The sequence below is a fragment of the Arthrobacter sp. MYb23 genome (genome assembly GCF_002979775.1).
In the GTDB taxonomy this organism is placed as follows: domain Bacteria; phylum Actinomycetota; class Actinomycetes; order Actinomycetales; family Micrococcaceae; genus Arthrobacter.
The window spans coordinates 1-17,608 of sequence record NZ_PCPR01000024.1 but is presented as its reverse complement, the minus strand read 5'-3'; the positions used below and the strand labels follow the sequence as shown (position 1 = coordinate 17,608).

General features: G+C 63.2%; 12 protein-coding genes and 2 pseudogenes. 8 read left to right on the top strand and 6 right to left on the bottom strand.

Annotated features, from left to right (window positions below; translation table 11 throughout):
* Positions 1 to 7 precede the first annotated feature (7 nt).
* Positions 8 to 1,033 (bottom strand): non-homologous end-joining DNA ligase, encoded by a 1,026-nt coding sequence (ligD, locus tag CQ020_RS19530; RefSeq protein ID WP_105693409.1) that lies wholly within the window; start codon positions 1,031 to 1,033, stop codon positions 8 to 10.
* A gap of 75 nt (positions 1,034 to 1,108) precedes the next feature.
* Here ligD and CQ020_RS19525 point away from each other — a divergent pair, with 75 nt between their 5' ends.
* Positions 1,109 to 1,774 carry an alpha/beta family hydrolase gene (locus CQ020_RS19525; protein WP_105693341.1) on the top strand — a complete coding sequence of 222 codons (666 nt, stop codon included), beginning with the start codon at positions 1,109 to 1,111 and terminating at the stop codon, positions 1,772 to 1,774.
* Here CQ020_RS19525 and CQ020_RS19520 read toward each other — a convergent pair.
* The 3 genes from CQ020_RS19520 to CQ020_RS19510 all read right to left on the bottom strand — a co-directional run bounded on the left by CQ020_RS19520 (position 1,771) and on the right by CQ020_RS19510 (position 5,428).
* Positions 1,771 to 3,882: an elongation factor G-like protein EF-G2 gene (locus CQ020_RS19520; protein ID WP_105693340.1), complete on the bottom strand. Its 2,112-nt coding sequence runs from the start codon at positions 3,880 to 3,882 to the stop codon at positions 1,771 to 1,773. The two genes, CQ020_RS19525 and CQ020_RS19520, sit on opposite strands and share 4 nt — an antisense overlap.
* A 180-nt stretch (positions 3,883 to 4,062) precedes the next feature.
* Entirely contained in the window at positions 4,063 to 4,797 is a 735-nt protein-coding gene (locus tag CQ020_RS19515; RefSeq protein WP_105693339.1) for a M50 family metallopeptidase, read from the bottom strand.
* Between the two features lie 13 nt (positions 4,798 to 4,810).
* Positions 4,811 to 5,428: a TetR/AcrR family transcriptional regulator C-terminal domain-containing protein gene (locus CQ020_RS19510; protein ID WP_105693338.1), complete on the bottom strand. Its 618-nt coding sequence runs from the start codon at positions 5,426 to 5,428 to the stop codon at positions 4,811 to 4,813.
* A gap of 158 nt (positions 5,429 to 5,586) precedes the next feature.
* Between CQ020_RS19510 and CQ020_RS19505 the strand changes: the two genes are divergently transcribed.
* Together CQ020_RS19505 and CQ020_RS19500 are read left to right on the top strand one after the other, a co-directional pair.
* Positions 5,587 to 7,044, top strand: a complete 1,458-nt coding sequence (locus CQ020_RS19505) for an APC family permease (protein ID WP_105693337.1) — start codon at positions 5,587 to 5,589, stop codon at positions 7,042 to 7,044.
* Positions 7,034 to 8,668 carry an amidohydrolase gene (locus CQ020_RS19500; protein ID WP_105693336.1) on the top strand — a complete coding sequence of 545 codons (1,635 nt, stop codon included), beginning with the start codon at positions 7,034 to 7,036 and terminating at the stop codon, positions 8,666 to 8,668. Before CQ020_RS19505 ends, CQ020_RS19500 begins: the two co-directional genes overlap by 11 nt.
* A gap of 20 nt (positions 8,669 to 8,688) precedes the next feature.
* On the opposite strand, the gene hrpB is transcribed toward CQ020_RS19500, so the two are convergent.
* On the bottom strand, positions 8,689 to 11,484 hold the full coding sequence (gene hrpB / locus CQ020_RS19495; RefSeq protein WP_105693335.1) for an ATP-dependent helicase HrpB: 2,796 nt from the start codon (positions 11,482 to 11,484) through the stop codon (positions 8,689 to 8,691).
* A 42-nt stretch (positions 11,485 to 11,526) separates the two neighbouring features.
* The gene (locus CQ020_RS19490; protein ID WP_105693334.1) at positions 11,527 to 12,570 is read right to left on the bottom strand and encodes an NAD(P)-dependent alcohol dehydrogenase; all 1,044 of its coding nucleotides are present in this window, start codon (positions 12,568 to 12,570) and stop codon (positions 11,527 to 11,529) included.
* A gap of 129 nt (positions 12,571 to 12,699) precedes the next feature.
* Here CQ020_RS19490 and CQ020_RS19485 point away from each other — a divergent pair, with 129 nt between their 5' ends.
* The 5 genes and pseudogenes from CQ020_RS19485 to CQ020_RS19470 all read left to right on the top strand — a co-directional run.
* A complete protein-coding gene (locus CQ020_RS19485) occupies positions 12,700 to 13,596 on the top strand; it encodes a helix-turn-helix transcriptional regulator (protein ID WP_105693333.1) in 897 nt (298 codons plus the stop codon).
* 22 nt (positions 13,597 to 13,618) lie between these two features.
* Positions 13,619 to 14,023, top strand: a complete 405-nt coding sequence (locus CQ020_RS19480; protein WP_105693332.1) for a cupin domain-containing protein — start codon at positions 13,619 to 13,621, stop codon at positions 14,021 to 14,023.
* 256 nt (positions 14,024 to 14,279) lie between these two features.
* Positions 14,280 to 14,378, top strand: a pseudogene (locus CQ020_RS24820) (hypothetical protein); the annotation flags it as partial.
* Between the two features lie 150 nt (positions 14,379 to 14,528).
* Positions 14,529 to 14,684, top strand: a pseudogene (locus tag CQ020_RS24815) (DapH/DapD/GlmU-related protein); the annotation flags it as partial.
* Positions 14,685 to 15,956: 1,272 nt separating this feature from the next.
* A partial coding sequence (locus CQ020_RS19470; protein ID WP_258142100.1) for a 13E12 repeat family protein occupies positions 15,957 to 17,608 on the top strand: 1,652 nt, incomplete at its 3' end.

The window sequence follows — 17,608 nt, the reverse complement described above, 5'->3', positions numbered from 1 at the left end:
TTCCGGCTTACTCCTCCGGCTTGCGTGCCCGGCTCGGCTGAACGCGCATGGGCTCGCCCGGCATCTTGGGGAATTCCGGCGGGAAGGGCATTTCACCCTGACCGTTCTTGACGTCGCGCTCCCACCACTTCAACAGAACATCGATGTCACCGGGGTGATCGTGCATGGACGCCCAGGGGTCCCCCACCTTGGCCAGGCGGTCCGGGACTGTTTTGATGGTGTACTTCGCAGGATCGGCGTTTTCCAGTTCGTCCCACGTCAAGGGGCAGGACACCTGGGCCGTGGGTACGGCGCGGGGACTGTACGCTCCGGCAATGGTGCGGTCCCTGTTGGCTTGGTTGAAGTCCACGAAGATTCTGGTTCCGCGTTCTTCCTTCCACCAGGCGGTGGTGACTTTATCCGGCATGCGGCGCTCCAGCTCACGTCCGGCAGCGATCACAGCGTGCCTTACGTCGAGGAACTCGTGCTTCGGGTGGATCGGCGCATACACATGGAGTCCGCGGTTTCCGGAGGTTTTGATGAACGCAGTGAGTCCGGCTTCTTCCAGCACGGAACGGAGTTCCCTTGCCGCAGGAATGGCGTCGTCGAAGTCCGTACCAGGTTGAGGATCCAGATCGATCCTGAGCTGATCAGGATTATCGGGATCGTTGGCCCGGGACGCCCAGGGGTGGAACACCACAGTGTTCATTTGTGCGGCCCATACTGCGGCCGCCGGCTCGTCGATCACCAACTGGGGATGCGATCGCGCGCTGGGGTACGTCACGGGTACGGAACGGACATACTCCGGGGCGCCCTTGGGCGGATTCTTCGAGAAGAACATCTCGCCTTCAATGTTCCCCGAGTATCGCTGGAGGCTGATCGGACGGTTTCCGTTGGCAGCGACAAAAGCCTCGCCGACCTCAATGAGGTAATTGGCAAGGTCAAGCTTGGTAAGTCCCGCCTCAGGCCACATCACCCGGCTTGGACTCGAAATCCGGACCTCGCGTGGGCCTTGGGGACCAGGGACAGTAACGGTGGTTGCTTCGCTCGCCATGGCCACAAGCTACCCCGTTTTAGCCTTGCGCGTCAGCACCCGGCGGTTTTTGCTGTGGTGGGCAATGATGGTTGCATGCCAAACACTGAAACATCCGTGACCATCGCTGTCGGTGAAAATGAAGTATCTGCCCTCCATATCCGGCCCGAGCAACCCTTCGCCACCTTGGTGGTGGCACACGGTGCCGGAGCGGGAATGGAACACCCGTTCCTGCAGGGTTTCGCTGAGGCGATGGCTGGCGAAGGCGTGGCCACGCTGCGCTTCAACTTCCCCTACCGGGAGGCCGGCCGTCGTTTTCCGGATCGTCCGCCGCTGGCTATCGCCACGTGGAAGGCAGTGATGGACACGGCGGCTGGACTCAGCGAAGGCGAGCCCCTGTGGGCCGCTGGTAAGTCCTTTGGTGGACGCATGGCCTCCATGGCAGTAGCTGAGGGCATGCCCGCACGCGGTTTGGTGTACCTGGGGTACCCGCTCCACGCCCCTGGCAAGCCGGAGAAGCTGCGGGATGAGCACCTTTACGGCGTCACCGTGCCCATGCTCTTCCTCCAAGGCACCCGCGATACTTTTGCGACACCGGAACTGCTGGAGGCAGTGGTGAAGAAAATAGGCGCGACGGCGACTCTGCAATGGGCCGAAGGCGGAGACCATTCGTTCGCGGTCAAGGGCCTAAAGCGTGGCGCGGCCGAGGTAGGGGCATCCCTCGCGCCGGAAGTAGCAGCCTTCCTGCGGTCAAACGCTTAGAGCTGCTTCGGCAGGGGTTCATGACGAAGGAAGGACCGGCGGAAACGGCCGGTTCCTGCCGTGAGGGCGCGGAGTTCAATGGCGTACCGCAGGAGCTCCTGGTCCGGTACTTCGGCGCTGATTTCCGTGACCTCTCCGTCCGCGGCAGTGGTTCCGGTGACCCGGCCCCGGCGTCCGGACAGATCGCTCATCACCGCGCCCACGTATTCGTCGGGAACGCTGATGACAACGGAGGAGACCGGCTCCAGTAGTTGGATTTTGGCCGCTGCGGCAGCTTCCCTCAAGGCCAGCGCACCGGCAGACTGGAAGGCTGCGTCGGATGAGTCGACGCTGTGGGTCTTTCCGCCTACCAGTGTCACCTTGATATCTACTACCGGGAATCCCGCTGATACGCCTTTGAGCATTTGGGAGCGGACGCCCTTCTCCACCGAGGTGACAAACGTGCCGGGAATGGCGCCGCCTACGATTTTGTCCGTGAATTCAAAACCGCCTCCGCGGGCCAAGGGCTCCACCTCAATGTCGCAGATGGCGAATTGCCCGTGCCCGCCGGATTGCTTGACGTGCCGCCCATGGCCGGTGGCTTTGCTGGCGAAGGTCTCTCTGAGCGGGGTGATAACGTCCACGGTCTGAACTTTGACGCCTTGGTTCCGGAGCCTGTCCAGGACCACTTCGGCGTGGGCTTCCCCCATGCACCACAGGATGAGCTGGTGCGTGTCTTGATTGCGCTCCAATCGAAGAGTGGGGTCGGCTGCGGCGACTTTGCCGATGCTCTTTGCCAGCGCGTCCTCATCACTGCGCGATGCCCCCTCTATGGCTACAGGCATCAAGGGCTCGGGCATGTTCCAGGTCTCGATCAGCAGCGGGGCCTCGCGACCTGAGACAGTGTCCCCGGTTTCGGCGCTGGCCAGCTTGCTGATGGCGCAGATATCGCCGGCAATGCACTGTGGAACCGCTTTGAGGCTCGAACCCACAGGCGAGTAGAGATGCGTAACGCGTTCATCGGCGTCGTGGTCCTCGTGGCCTCTGTCCGCCAATCCCCTGCCGCCGATATGAATCGAGGAATCCTCCCTCAGGGTCCCCGAAAAGACCCTGACCAGGCACACGCGGCCGAGGAACGGATCCACGGTGGTCCGCACTACTTCAGCGGCAAGGCGAGCGGTGGGATCGCACTCCAGGGGCTTCAGTGACGAACCGTCGAGGTTCATCACTGTGGGAGCGATCCGTTCCAAAGGCGATGGCAGAGCATCCGTCAGCAGTGCCATGAGCTCGGGAAGGCCCAGACCGGTTTCGGCCGAGGTGGGCATAACGGGAAAGAAACTGCCGCGTGCCACCGCCGTTTCAAGATCAGTGATCAGGTCTGCAAGTGGCAGTTCTTCGCCGCCAAGATAGCGGTCCATGAGGGTTTCGTCTTCGCTTTCAGCGATGATGCCCTCGATCAAGGGTCCTCTGGCTGCTTCCACCTCCCTGGCATGCGTCAGGTCCTCGGCCTCCGCGCCGTGGAGGACACCAATGAGGCCGGCGTTTCCCACAGCCGGGAGGTACAGCGGGAGAACTGACTCACCGAATGCTTCCTGGCAACGCACGACGGCGGCGCTGAAGTCAGCGCGAGGATGGTCCAGTTTGCTGACGACCACCGCACGCGGCAGCCGGATCTTCTCGCACTCTCCCCACAATGCAACGGTGGCGGCGTCGAGGCCGTCAGCGGCCGAGACAACAAAAAGGGCCGCATCGGCGGCCCGCAAACCAGCGCGCAGTTCCCCGGTGAAGTCCGTGTAGCCGGGGGTGTCGATCAGGTTGACCTTGATCTCTCCCACCACGATCGGGGCCACGGACAACGTGACGGATCGTTGCTGATGGATCGCGGAAGGGTCGGAATCACTGACGGTGGTGCCTTCGCTGATGGAGCCCATCCTGGTGATGGCACCGGTGGCGGCCAGAAGGGCTTCCACGAGCGTTGTCTTTCCCGCACCCGCGTGCCCCACAAGTGCCACATTCCGGATTTTTGCTGGATGTTCCGCCGCCAAGGCAGTGCCGTTATCGCCTCGCTTGGCTTCCGTGGCGCCGCCTCCCGGGCCCCTGGCCGTTTCGCGCGTGCCCTTCCCGGACATGGGCACCTCCTGGTGTTTGATCCCGGCACGGAGTCCGAACACCTCCGCTTCGAACGTTAAGAAGGATTGGACACCCTGAAGCGACCACAGGGCAAGGCCTCGCAGGAACCAAAACGGGACAACCGCCGTCGGGCGCCTGACTCCGTTCGCCTACGCGCCTGGCTCCGTTCAACCACCGGGCTAAACGGTGAGCATCCCCCACAGCAACCAGACGGATGCGAGGGTGCAACCGATGATGACCACCGTGAATCCGGCCAGCCAGACGAACGCCGGAACTCCTGTGGTGCGGCCCAGGATGAAGGCGTCGGAAGCCTGGAGGCGTTCGCGGCGTCGGGTGTGGACACCGGCGAGTTTGAACAGATCCCTGACGCCACCCACGGACAGTGCCACACCGAGTGCCAGCACCGCGTAGTTGACGGCCGTGGGCGTCGCGAACAGGATCAGGAGCTGGGCGATGCCAGCGCTCAACACCGCCACAAGGATCCCGGTGAGGTTCCTGAGGAAGATGAGCGAGACGAGCAGGATCAATGCCCCTACGGACATTGCTGCGCCGGACCGGCCTGCCGCAAACGCGGCGATCAGGCACAAACCGACCACCGCTGGCGCTGGATAGCCCCAGAATCCGGACCACGCTGCCCCGAAGGTGCTCCGGCCGCTGCTGACGAGCCGACCCGAATGGTCCAGTCCGATCCGAAGCCCGTGGACGAAACGCCCCGTCATCAGGGCCGCGTACGCATGTCCGAGTTCGTGGACGAAAGTCACGTACAGGCCGAACCACCGCCAGGTGGCACGCGGAATGCTCAGGATAACGGCACATGCGAGGATGCCCAGCAGAGCGGGTAACGGCACCGCTGTGGTGTGGACGTCGGTGAAGCCCCGGGTCACCGCGGCGCACCAATCTTGGATGAAATTCACAGGAATGTCCGCTTCACAGAACGTTCGACTGAAGACGGGAATGCAGTCCGGCTATCAGGATCTCGAGGCCGAAATCAAAGGCCGCCGCACCTCGCTCCGTTGCAGGACCCGCTTGGGACAAAGCATCGGTGAGCGCTGGGTAGCCCTCCGCGGGTGGCGCCCAGACGACGTCGGGAGCTGCCAGGTCCAACGCGAAGCCCAAGGCGAAGCTGTCTATGGTGGATATCGCCGACATCACGTCCCTGCCGCGGAACCCTGCGGCGTCGAGGGCCACAGCCAGGTTTTCGTAGAGCGCCATGACCTGGGCATCCTGCACAGTTTGGAGTACCAAGAGGGGTGCAAGTTTTGGGTGGCGCGCGAAGGCATCTCTGTAGCTTCGGACAATGGCGCGGAGGGACGTTTCCCAATCCTGCTCATCCTCCAGGACGTAAGGGCTCTCGGAGATGATCCGGCCGCGCATGAGCTCCAGAATTTCTTCCCGCCCACTGACGTGGTTGTAGATGGAGGATTGGCTGACGCCGATCCGTTTGGCCAGTTTGGGCAGGCTGAAGTCTCCCGCCTCGTCCACCAACTCAAGGGCGGCGGTGACGAGTGCATCGATGGATATCAGCGGGACCAGCGGGCGTGCCATACGGGTGTCTCCATTCAAGGGTGTAGGTACGACTCTAGCCAGAACTTTGCGTCGAGGTATTGTGCCCGGCATCACAAGGACCTACGATAAACGAAAGCCTTTCGCTTAACGTTCGGCTCCCCCTCGAATTTCCCTCCCCAAACACTCAGAGGATCCCCATGTCTGACCTCGAAACACGACCCCCGGCGGCAGACGCCGGTAATGGGCTCAAAAGAAATGCCATAGGCACCGGCGGCATTGCCTTCCTGGTAATCTCCGCAGCAGCTCCCCTGACCGTGATGGCCGGGGTGGCACCTGTTGCCATCGGCGTCGGGGGCATAGGTGCGCCCATGGGATATGTCATTGCCGGCGCGGTCCTGTTGATCTTCGCCATCTCCTTCATGGCCATGACCAAACACGTCAAAGCAGCCGGAGGCTTCTACACCTACATCACCTTGGCCATGGGCAAAACGATAGGGCTGGCCTCAGCCATCCTGGCGATCGTTTCCTACAACTGCCTCCAAATCGGCGTCTACGGATTGTTCGCTGTCCAAACCCAAGGCATGCTCCGCGCCCTCTTTGGCTTGGATGTGCCGTGGCCCGTAGTTGCCCTGGTAGCCATCGCGGCCGTCTGGTTCCTCGGCTACCGCGGCATCGACGTCGGCGCGAAGGTCCTGGGAGTCCTGCTCCTTGCCGAGACCGCGATCCTGGCCATCATGGGCTTCGGAATCCTGGCACGCGGCGGCGCCGAAGGCATCAGTTTCTCCTCGTTCTCCCCCGAACATGCCTTCACGCCCGGTGTTCTTGCCATCCTGGCTGTCTGCTTCGCCGCCTTCATGGGCTTCGAATCCACCGTGCTGTACCGGCGTGAGGCAAGAAATCCAGACACATCGGTTCCCCGGGCCACCTATATTGCAGTGGGCTTCATGTCCGTGTTCTACGCCTTCATTGTGTGGACCGTCATTCAGGCTTTCGGCGATGGAAACGTTGTTGCTGCTGCTGGCGAACTGGCCGATGGCATGTTCTTTGCCACCATCAACCAGTACGTTGGCCCCTGGGCCGAAGTGGTCATGTACGTGCTGATCGTAACCAGCGTCTACGCCTCCCAGTTGGCCTTCCACAACGCCATCAACCGTTACGTGTACATGCTCGCCAAAGACGGTGTGCTCCCCGCCTTCCTCGGCAGGACCCACCCCAAGTACAAGTCCCCGCACCGTGCAGGGCAGATTCAGACTGTCCTGGCCGCCGTCGTCATCATCATTTGTGCCATCGCCGGCGCCGACCCGTACAAGCAGCTGCTGATCTGGGTTAACACCCCGGGCATCTTCGGGATTGTGGCACTGCAGGGACTGGTCTCTCTAGCAGCGTTCATCTACCTTCGGCGTAACCCGGCCGCAGCTACCAACCGCCTGCTCATTCCTTTGAGTGCAGCCTCGGCCGTTCTGCTGTTCGGCGTGGTGGCATTGATCGCCATCAACATCGAACTCCTCACCTTTGCCGATGCCCTGACCAACACCATCCTGCTTTTGGTCGCGCCCGTTGTTTTCCTTGCAGGCCTGCTGATTGCCCGCAGACTGCGCACCACCCGCCCCCACGTCTTCGCCCGGATTGGAAGCTTCGAAACCCATGACTCCTGACCTCATCATTCTTTCCGACACCATTCACACCATGGATGGGCTGCCCCATAAGGAACCCGTCCAAGCCGTCGCCATCAGCAGCGGGATGATTGCCGCCGTCGGAAGCCGCAACGATGCCAGACAGTGGCAGCAAGCGGACACCCGCGTGGTGGACCTTGGCAACGCGACTCTCACGCCAGGACTGGTGGACTGCCACATCCACCCCGTGTTTGGCTTGGACCTGACCATCGGCGTCGACCTGGCCGGTGCTGCGGCCCTGGACGACGTCCTCACACTGCTGCGGGCAGAAGCAGCGCACGACGGCGGGTGGTTGCGTGGATGGGGGCTGAACCCGAACGCTTTCGGAACAGTGCCGCTGCACCGAAGTGTCCTGGACAGGGTCACCGGCGATCAACCCGCATTCATTCGCTTATTCGACGGCCATTCGGCACTGGCCAACAGCCGCGCCTTGGAACTGGCCGGAATCCATGGCCGGTTCGACTTTGACCAGGCCTCCGAAGTGGTCTGCGACGCAGACGGTGCCCCCACCGGGCTCCTGCTCGAAGCCGCGGCCATGGAGTTGGTCCAGCGCCATATCCCGCAGGAGTCGTTTGCCCAACGCAAAGCCCGCCTTGGTGAGCTCTTGAGGGACTTTGCCCGCTCGGGACTGACCGGTGGCCACATCATGGACCACAGCGAGGAATCCACCGCGCTTTTCCAGGCATTGGAGGCCGAGGGCGACCTTCCGATGCGGCTCCGTTCCGCGCCATGGTGCATGCCGGGCAGCGGTGAAGATACTTGGAAGGAACTGGCCAGAAGTATAGGTACAGGTGGGCGCCGCTGGTCCGTTGAAGCCATCAAGCTCTTCGTGGATGGCACCGTGGACAACGGAACGGCCTGGCTCCATGAACCCGATGCTCACGGACAGTCCACTGCACCGTTCTGGCCGCGTCCCGGAGAATACTCCGCGGCCGTCCGCTACTTTGCCTCCCGTGGTATTCCGACTGCCACGCACGCAATCGGAGATGCCGGGGTTGAACATGTACTGGAGGCCCTGGAATCCCTGCGCCACGAGGTGCCCGCCGACGTTTTGCGGGGCGCAGTCCACAGGATTGAGCACATAGAAACCGTGCCGGATGAGCTGGTGGCGCGCTTCCAGGGCGCGGGGGTGGTGGCGAGCATGCAGCCGACCCATTGCACCCACTACTCGTTGGCCGATCACAGTGACAATTGGTCCACCCGGCTTGGTCCTGAGCGGGCGGACCGGGCCTGGCGCTGCAGGGATCTTCGCGACGCGGGTGTGACGCTGGGTATCGGCTCCGACTGGCCGATCGCCCCCTTCGAACCGCTTCCGATCATCGCGGACGCCCAGTTGCGCCGGCGATCGGGACATCCGGAGCAGCAACCCATCGCACCATCCCAAGCCCTCACCGCACTTCAGGCTTTGGAGGGGTACACCTCCCACGCCGCCAAAGCTGCCGGGCTGTGGGACGTATCTGGTTCCATTACGGTGGGCAAGCGGGCCGACTTCACTGCCTTCGAACTCGATCCACTGGCCACTGCCCCGGACGAATTTGCCGCAAGCGCCGTCTTGGGAACGTTCGTGGATGGCGAGATTCAGTTCATGCTGGAGCGGCTCGTTTAGAGGCACTCCAGAGCGTCTGGCTACATTTTGTTCTTCGTCTTTGCCGTAGCCGGCGCGGTCCATGGGTCTTCGGGCCAGGGGTGCCTGGGGTAGCGCCCACGCATCTCGGCCCGAACCTGGCAGTAAGGACCGGACCAGAAGGATGCGAGATCATCCGTCACAGCCAACTGCCTTCCTGCCGGGGATAGTAGGTGAAACAACACAGGGACCCGGCCCTCGACGAGGCGCGGCGTGCGGTCCCAACCGAAGCATTCCTGAAGCTTGACCGCCACCACTGGGCGGCCGCCGTCGTGACCCGTACTGCGTTGACTCGCACTGCGGTGATCCGTACTGCGGTGATCCGTACTGTGCTGGTCCGGACCGCGGTCCGTAACCTCCGGGTAGTCGATCCGGATACGCGAACCGCTCGGCACCATCAAGCGCTCCGGCACGAGATCTTCAAGCCGCGCGGCGTCTGGCCATGGGAGCAGGCGTCGCAAGGGGTCAACGAGGTTGATGGAGCTTACCGCGGCACCTGTGGCCATCGCCTCCATTTCCGGGCCCAGCCATTCATCAAGTCTGGCCAGCAGTGCCGCCTCGCTGACGTCAGGCCATGGTTTCCCGAGTTCACGGTGCACCATTCCGAGGCGCCGGCGCAGGGAATCGGCTGCCGATGACCAGCCGATCATGGACAACCCCGACTTCTCCAAGGCCTTGGACACTGCGCGGCGCCCGGATTTGGCGGTGGGCCGGACGGGCGTGGAGGACAAAACAATGGCGCCCAGGCTGCGTTCCAACCTGGCCATCACCCGGCCTTGCTCGAACTTCGCCTGCACCTTCTCCGTGAGAAGACCCGGCGCGGCGGCTACCGCAAGTTCGGCCGACAACGGCGCGGCAGAACGAATGACGGCGCCGGTTCCCGCGGCATCACGTCCTTGCGCACGAGACACCTCGGCCACGGCAAGCCAGTCATGCCCGGACAGTGAACTCCCGGCGGGGAGCCCGGCCCGTGTTCCGGACGAGAGCAAGTACGTGGTGGACCCGTCACCGGGGACGCGTCTGGCTATGCGGTCCGGGAAGGCCAGCGCCACCACAAAGCCGGGCGCTTCCCTCGCCGTAATATCCGCGGCCGGTCGAGGATGCACGACGGCGGCAGCCTCCTTCCGTGCCCGCGTTTCGTTCCCTGCCAGCGTTTCCATCCGCTTGACGTCCTCCACGAAACGACGAGCCCCAGGGTCTGATCCCGAGCGCAGCATAGTAAGCAGCTTTGTCAGGTCGGCGCCGGGTGCTCTGTGGTCCCCGGCCACAAGTGCCACAGTTTCAGCGGTTATGCGTCGACCCACTACCGCAGATCCGTCCAGCAAGGCCCGGGCGAGCCGTGGGTCAGCGGGGATGCGGGCTAAAGTCTTGCCGACGGCGGTGACTTTTCCGTCCCCACCCACGGCACCCAGTTCGCGCAGGACCTCCACGGCGTCGTTCATGGCGGCGGCAGGCGGTGTGTCCGGAAGCTTCAGACCAGAACCGCCAGGAGCACCCCAGCATGCAAGAACCAAGGCAGCACCGGTGAGGTCCGCCACGGATATTTCGGGCGTCTGGTGCGCTGGAGCCGCCGCATACGCTTGCGGGTCGTAGCAGCGCACCACGGTGCCCGGCCCCTGTCGCGCTGCCCGGCCGGCACGTTGATCGGCCGACGCGCGGGAACAAGAGACCGTCACGAGTCCTGACATGCCACGGCCGGCGTCCCGCCGGGGTTCCCGTGAAAGGCCCGAGTCAATCACCAAACGCACGCCGGGAACTGTGAGGGACGATTCCGCCAAGGACGTGGACACGATGAGCCGGGGTGACCCGCCGGGTACTCGCCCGGATACCGCCCGGTCTTGGGCTTCCGGACTGATTTGGCCGTGCAACTCGAGCACTTCCACACTGTGTGGCAGCTGCCCGCGAAGGCGCGATGCGACGTCTGAAACTTCCCGGGCTCCCGGGAGGAAAACCAAGGCGTCCACCTCGGGGTGCTGCTTCAGGGCCGCTAAGTAGGCAGCCGCCGCAGTGCTGGCCACGTGATCGAGGAAACTCCGGGACACTCCCCGGGCATCCAGTCGATGCTCCCAGGCAGGAGCCCATTGGACCTCCATCGGGTGCAGCGCGGAAGGGCAGTCCACCACCGGAGCCGAGCCACCGCCGTCGAGCCCTGGGCCGCCCGATCCCAGTAGTGCCGCAAAACGAGGCGCGTCGAGAGTGGCCGACATGGCCACCAGCGTGAGGTCACCCCGCAACTCGCGGACCTCAGCGAGCATGCCCACCAGGAGATCCGTTTCCAGCCCACGTTCGTGCACCTCATCAAGAACGACAGCATGGACGTCCTCAAGTCCGGGGTCGGCCAGGAGGCGCCGCAAAAGGATGCCTGGCGTGACGAATTCCACCACCGTGTTCCGGCCGAGTTTGCTTTCACCCCGGACGGTGTAGCCCACCCTGTCACCCAGGCGGCTTCCGTCCAACGAGGCCAGGCGGCGCGCGGCTGAGCGGGCCGCCACACGGCGCGGTTGGGTCACGACGACGCGTGGCTGAGGGTGCTGTTCCGACACGAGATTGGCCAGCAGCGGTGGCACGAGCGTGGTTTTGCCCGTACCCGGAGGCGCCTGAACCACGGCAATGCCTCCAACCGCTGCCGCTCCCCCCATCGGCGCCTTCCGCCCACGGACAGTGCCGCCGTCGGCCTGGTTGGTTAGGGCAGCAGCGAGGTTCGCGAGGGAATCAGCAAAGACCAGCCCTGTACCCATGGTGTCCAGTCTGAAAGTCACCAGACCATTGTCCCTGCTGCGGGGTATAGGAAAGGCCATGCCCCTCAACGGGGGCATGGCCTTTCTTATGGTGCTGCGTCTTTAGCCGATTGTGGAGGCGTCAATGACAAAGCGGTAGCGGACATCCGAGGCAAGAACGCGCTCGTAGGCGTCGTTGATCTTGCTGGCCGGGATGACCTCGATCTCTGCGCCAAGGCCGTGCTCCGCGCAGAAGTTCAGCATTTCCTGAGTTTCACGGATACCGCCAATCGCGGAACCGGCAAAGCGACGACGACCCGTAATCAGCGAGAACACGTTCACCGGCAAGGGTTCGGCCGGTGCGCCAACGTTGACCAACGTGCCGTCGAGCGTGAGCAGCTGCAGGTACGCGCTGATATCGATGGAGGCGCTGACGGTGTTGATGATGAGGTCGAAGGTGCCCGCGAGATCCTCGAACGTGGAGGGATCGCTGGTGGCGAAGTAGTGGTCGGCGCCCAATTTGAGCCCGTCTTCCATCTTCTTCAGCGACTGCGACAGCACGGTAACCTCAGCACCCATGGCGTCGGCAATCTTCACTGCCATGTGGCCGAGTCCGCCAAGACCCACCACGGCAACCTTCTTGCCGGGGCCGGCACCCCAGTGGTGCAGGGGCGAGTAGGTGGTGATGCCGGCGCACAGCAGCGGAGCGGCGACGTCGAGGTCCAAACCTTCCGGAATGGTGACCACGAAGTCTTCATTCACCACGACGTTGCTGGAGTAGCCGCCCTGGGTGATGGTGCCGTCGCGGTCAACGGCGCCGTAGGTGCCCACGTTTCCCTTGAGGCAGTACTGTTCTTCTCCGGCCAGGCAGTTCTTGCACTCCTTGCAGGAATTCACCATGCAGCCGACGCCAACGCGGTCGCCCACCTTGTGCTTGGTGACGTCCGAGCCAACTTCGGTGACAATGCCGGCGATCTCGTGACCAGGGGCCAGAGGATACTGCTGCGGGCCCCAGTCACCCCGGACCGTGTGGATGTCCGAGTGGCAGATGCCGGCGAACTTGATGTCAATGTGGACGTCGTTCGGGCCAACCTCGCGACGTTCGATGGTGGTCAGGGCCAGGTCGCCCGTGGCCGAAGGTGCAGCGTAAGCGTTAGCGGTAGGCATGTTTCTCCTGCGTGGTTCACTTTGTTGGATGACTCCATCTAACCCTGCTTTCCTGGATGAAAGGAGTTACTGCTGTTAGGGGTACTGACAGGGACTCCCTCAGCGGGCCAAACGTCATACCGTTGAAGCATGGACAACCGGACCGAGACGCGCGACTTCCTCTCCACCCGGAGGGCGAAGATCACACCCGAGCAAGCGGGGCTGGCCGCCTATGGCGGCAACCGCCGCGTACCGGGCCTCCGTCGCGGCGAGGTGGCCATGCTGGCCGGAGTAAGCGTGGAGTACTACACCCGCCTTGAGCGCGGAAACCTCGCGGGGGTCTCGGAAAGCGTGCTGGAATCCTTGGCGAACGCCCTGCAACTCGACGACGCCGAACGCGCCCACCTGTACGATCTCGCCCGTGCGGCGAGCGACGGCGGCAGGTCGAGGCGCCGGCCCGTGCGGAAACAGACCATCCGGCCTGGTGTTCAGCTCACCCTGGATGCGATCAGCGGATCGCCCGCGTTCATCCGAAACGGTCGCTTGGATCTACTGGCGACCAACGCCCTGGGCCGGGCTCTGTACTCGGACATTTACGACAGTCCCGCCGGGCCGCCCAACCACGCCCGGTTCCTTTTCCTCGATCCCCGCAGCCATGACTTCTACGCCGACTGGGAACGCGCGGCCAACGACACCGTGGCCATTATGCGGACCGAGGCCGGCCGGGATCCTTATGATCGGGGGCTTAGCGACCTGGTGGGCGAACTGTCCACCCGCAGCGAGGAATTCCGGGTCCGCTGGGCCTCCCACAATGTCCGCCAGCACTTCACCGGCAAGAAGCACTTCCGTCATCGGATAGTGGGCGATCTTCACTTGCTGTACGAAGCCCTTGAGCTGTCTGCCGATGCCGGCATGACTTTGACCGTCTACAACGCCGAGCCCGGCACCGGCACGGACGACGCTCTGAAATTGCTCGCAAGCTGGGCGGCGACGACTCTCGCAAGCACTGATGATTCAGGGCTTGTCCGGGACTTACACACCAAATAATTCATCAACGTCACAAGGAACCATGGATATCTTTCCCAAGACCACCAGTACAAAAGGACCCGCGGAGCTCTTCACGGGTGACGTCTACTTTGATGTCATAGCGAAAGGCGAAGCGCCCTCGCAGCTCCGGGTCAACATCGTCCGCTTCTCTCCATGCTCACGGACGGCCTGGCACACTCATGTAGCAGGGCAAACATTGCATGTCACAGACGGCGTCTGCTTGGTTCAGGCACGCGGTGGCGAGGTGCGCGTGGTTCAGCAGGGTCAGACCATCTACACACCCCCGGGTGAATGGCATTGGCACGGCGCAGCGCCGGACCACTTCATGAGCCACTTGGCCATGTGGGAAACCGCCAGCGCCACGGATGGTTCGGAAACCACGTGGGGTGAATTGGTTACCGACGAGGAGTATGGATACCCGGAGTGATCGAGGTTGATCGTTTGCCCTTGGGGCATTGACCGGGGTATTCAAGACGCAAATAATAGGGGAAGCGCTTTCCGGCGACACACCCCGATGCGGAGACAACGACGTGAACCCCCAGCACAGCCTCAGCTATGACTACTCCCCGTGGACATTCTGGGGCTCTGCCTCCGAAACGGATCGCGTGGCACAGGATGCCTACCAGAGGCGTTTCGCCGAACGGACCGGAGTAAATATTGGTGAGCGGGCCTTCCTGTCTCCCATGGCAAACATTGATCCCGACACACTGACTATAGGCGCGGATTCCTTCATCGCGGCTCACGCCTACGTCACTGGCACCATCACCCTTGGCGACGACTGCACCGTCAATGCGTTCAGCGTGATCCGAGGAAATGTCACCGCAGGCGACGGTGTCCGGATCGGCGCCCACACCTCCATTCTGGGCTTTAACCACTCAATGGAACCCTTAGAACCCGTCTTCAAGCAGCCTTTGACCAGCAAGGGCATCACCATTGGGGACGACGTCTGGATTGGTTCAAACGTGGTGATACTGGATGGAGTCACCGTTGGGTCGCATGCCGTGCTGGCTGCCGGGGCGGTAGTGACCAAGGACGTTCCTGAATGGGCCATAGTGGGTGGCAACCCCGCGCGGCGGATCAGGGACAGGCGTCACCCGGTAAACCGGGAAACTACGGGTGAGGCACCGTTCGACGACGGGATGCTGGCTGAGCTGGCGGCCTTCGCCAACGCCGCACGCGCAGATGCTCCAGCCATTCTTTCGCGGAGTTGGATTCCTGAAGCAAGCGGCCTTTACATAGACCGGCCAGGTGCTGCACCAACTGTCAGGGCCCACTGCGACGCGATTGAAATAGCGGATTTGCTGCTGGGTTCTGTCCCTCCGCAACTGTCTCAGGACGAACACGTTGCCCGGCTCCGCAAGCTACAAGACCCGGTGACGGGCTTGGTTCCCGAGTTCGGATCCGAGCCTCACAGGGAATCGACCCTCACCTTCGGTAGGGGTCTTGGTACCTACCATGTGCTCTCCGTTGGCTATGCCCTGGACCTGGCCGGCAGCGGTTTCGAGCATCCGATCCACGCGATTGCTGACATGAATCCAGCGGCGGTAGTCGCATCGCTGAATGCGCTGCCGTGGAGGAAGGAAGCCTGGGAATCCGGCGCATGGGTGGATGCTTGGGGGACGGCCGCGTACTGGAATCTGGCTCAATCGCATCCGAACTCCCCGGGTTCCCTTGAGTCGCTCTTCGGTTGGTTGCTGAGCCGCGTCAATTCCACAGCTGGAACATGGGGCACCCCCACGGTCGACAATCGCTTGAAGGTAGTCAATGGGTATTACCGGCTTACGCGCGGCACGTTCGCGCAATTCGGTGTGCCGGTTCCCCACGTTGAGCGGCTCGTAGACACAGTTCTGGCTCACTCGGCGGACCCCCGCTACTTCGCCGTTGGCCGGCAGAACGCCTGCAACGTCCTGGACGTGGTGCACCCCCTATGGTTGGCCTCCAAGCACACCTCCCACCGCCGGGAAGACGCCAAAGCATGGGCAAGGACACAGCTCAAGCAGGCACTTTTACGGTGGCGGACCGGTGAGGGAATGGCCTTCAGCGCTGCACGCGAAAGCGGTCACCAGGCCCTCCCTACCCTGCAGGGCACGGAGATGTGGTTGGCAATTATCTGGTACCTGGCCGACCTGCTTGGCTGTGCTGAAGCCCTCGGATACCGGCCCCGGGGCGTCCACCGACCCGAACCTGCGTACTTGCTTCCCACGCTGTAGGCCTCATTTTCGCCGACAACTTCCACTGATCACCGTCAGAGGTATGGTCCCCTGTCACTGCCTGCGCTGGACACACCGCGGTGAAAATTCTCCCGGGCTATCACTCAAGGTTCCGCTAAAAATGTCAGACCCCAATGAAATGATTTATTCATGGAGAAACTGGGGCAGTCGACGGCATCATGGGCGGAACACTCCCCTGCTGTCGCTGCCCTGGCTGCTTTACGGTCACAGCGCGTCCTGAGCATCCCGCACGGGATCAAGGCAGGGTTCAAGGATTCGAGCCCGCACATCACCGTGATCGAAAATTTCCACGGCACTGTGGGGCTCAACGGAACCGGGCTGCTCGGCGGCGCTGGGAGTCTCAAAAGGGCCGGGCAACTCAACGGTACGGGTAGCGCTAGTGTTTGGCTCGACGGTACGGGCCACGGCACCGGGCAACTCAGCGGCCATGTGGGGCTCAACGACCAAGTCATATTCCCCCGGGTTTCAGGGGCCACGGGAGCCATAGCCGCCGGAATCGGGCCCGCGGACGCCCAGAGGGTATGCGTTTCGGTCCACCATGACGAATCGATGCCCGGACCACGGCTGGAAGCCCGGACCGGACATGACCAAGAGTCTTCTCAGCCCCGCCTACGACCTGACAGAAAAAGTCCTGACGGCGAACGTCCGGACAGCCAGCGTCCTGAACCCTTGGCGGCACTGGGATCAGGCCTGGCTGCGCTTCTCGAGGACGGCGCGGCACTTCTGGACTCCGCACGCTTGTCCGCCACCGCCGAGGCCCGGCTGTTGGGGTTTGTTGAGGCTGCTGACTTTGCGGGCAGGGTCGAGGAGATCTCCCGGTCGGTAGAGTATTTGCAGGTGGTCGCGGCGCAGGCGGTGGAACGGGCCCGGAGGGAAGCACAGCAAGCCGGTCCGGGGTCCTCGGCAGCAGCGCCGGGGTGGCGGACTGGCTGGACTGACCCGCCGACGGGAACGGACATGGCGTTAGATTCCACTGCTGAAGCACCTTCCACGATCGGGGCAGCACAATCAACGGTTGGCTCTAGTTCCAAGGGGGGCGTCTCCGGTGAGGGACACAGTGTTCTGGATGATGGGTATCGGGACGCGGCGCAGTTCCTTCGGGCACGGTTGCGGATCGGTATCGGTGAAGCCCGCCGTCGACTCGCCCTCGCCGCGGACGTCCTCCCCCAGGCAGGGATGACCGGGCAGGAGATCCCGGCCCGACGCGAAATCCTCGCCGACGCTGTCGGATCCGCGTTGGTGCCTTCCCGGTCCGCGACGATCATCAGCACCGGCCTGGACAAAGTCCGGCACCTCACCGATGAAGAGACCATCACCCGGATGGAACACGCCCTGACCATCACCGCGGCCCAGTCCGACCCGGACTTCGTCACCACCATGACCAAACGCTGGATCGACTCCATCGACCAGAACGGCCCCGAACCTTCCGAAGAACTCCTCCGCCAACACCAAGGCGCGTTCCTGCGCAAACGGCGCCGCTACGGACTCCACCACCTTGAAATCTTCGCCACCGACGAACAATACGAAACGCTCACCACCGTCATGAACGCCGCCACCAACCCCCGGCTCACCACCCCCGGAGCTGCCGCGTTCGCAGGCAATGCTGATGTCAACCCAGGCCATGGTGCCGGCGCGGGCGAGGAAACCGGCACGGGATCCCACCTCGGATCAAGCGGTCCGGACCTGGACCTGCGCTCCCGGGCGCAGAAACTCCTCAACGGCCTCGTCGGTGCCTGCAGCGTCGCGATGACCACCGGGAAGCTGCCCTCCAACGGCGGCTA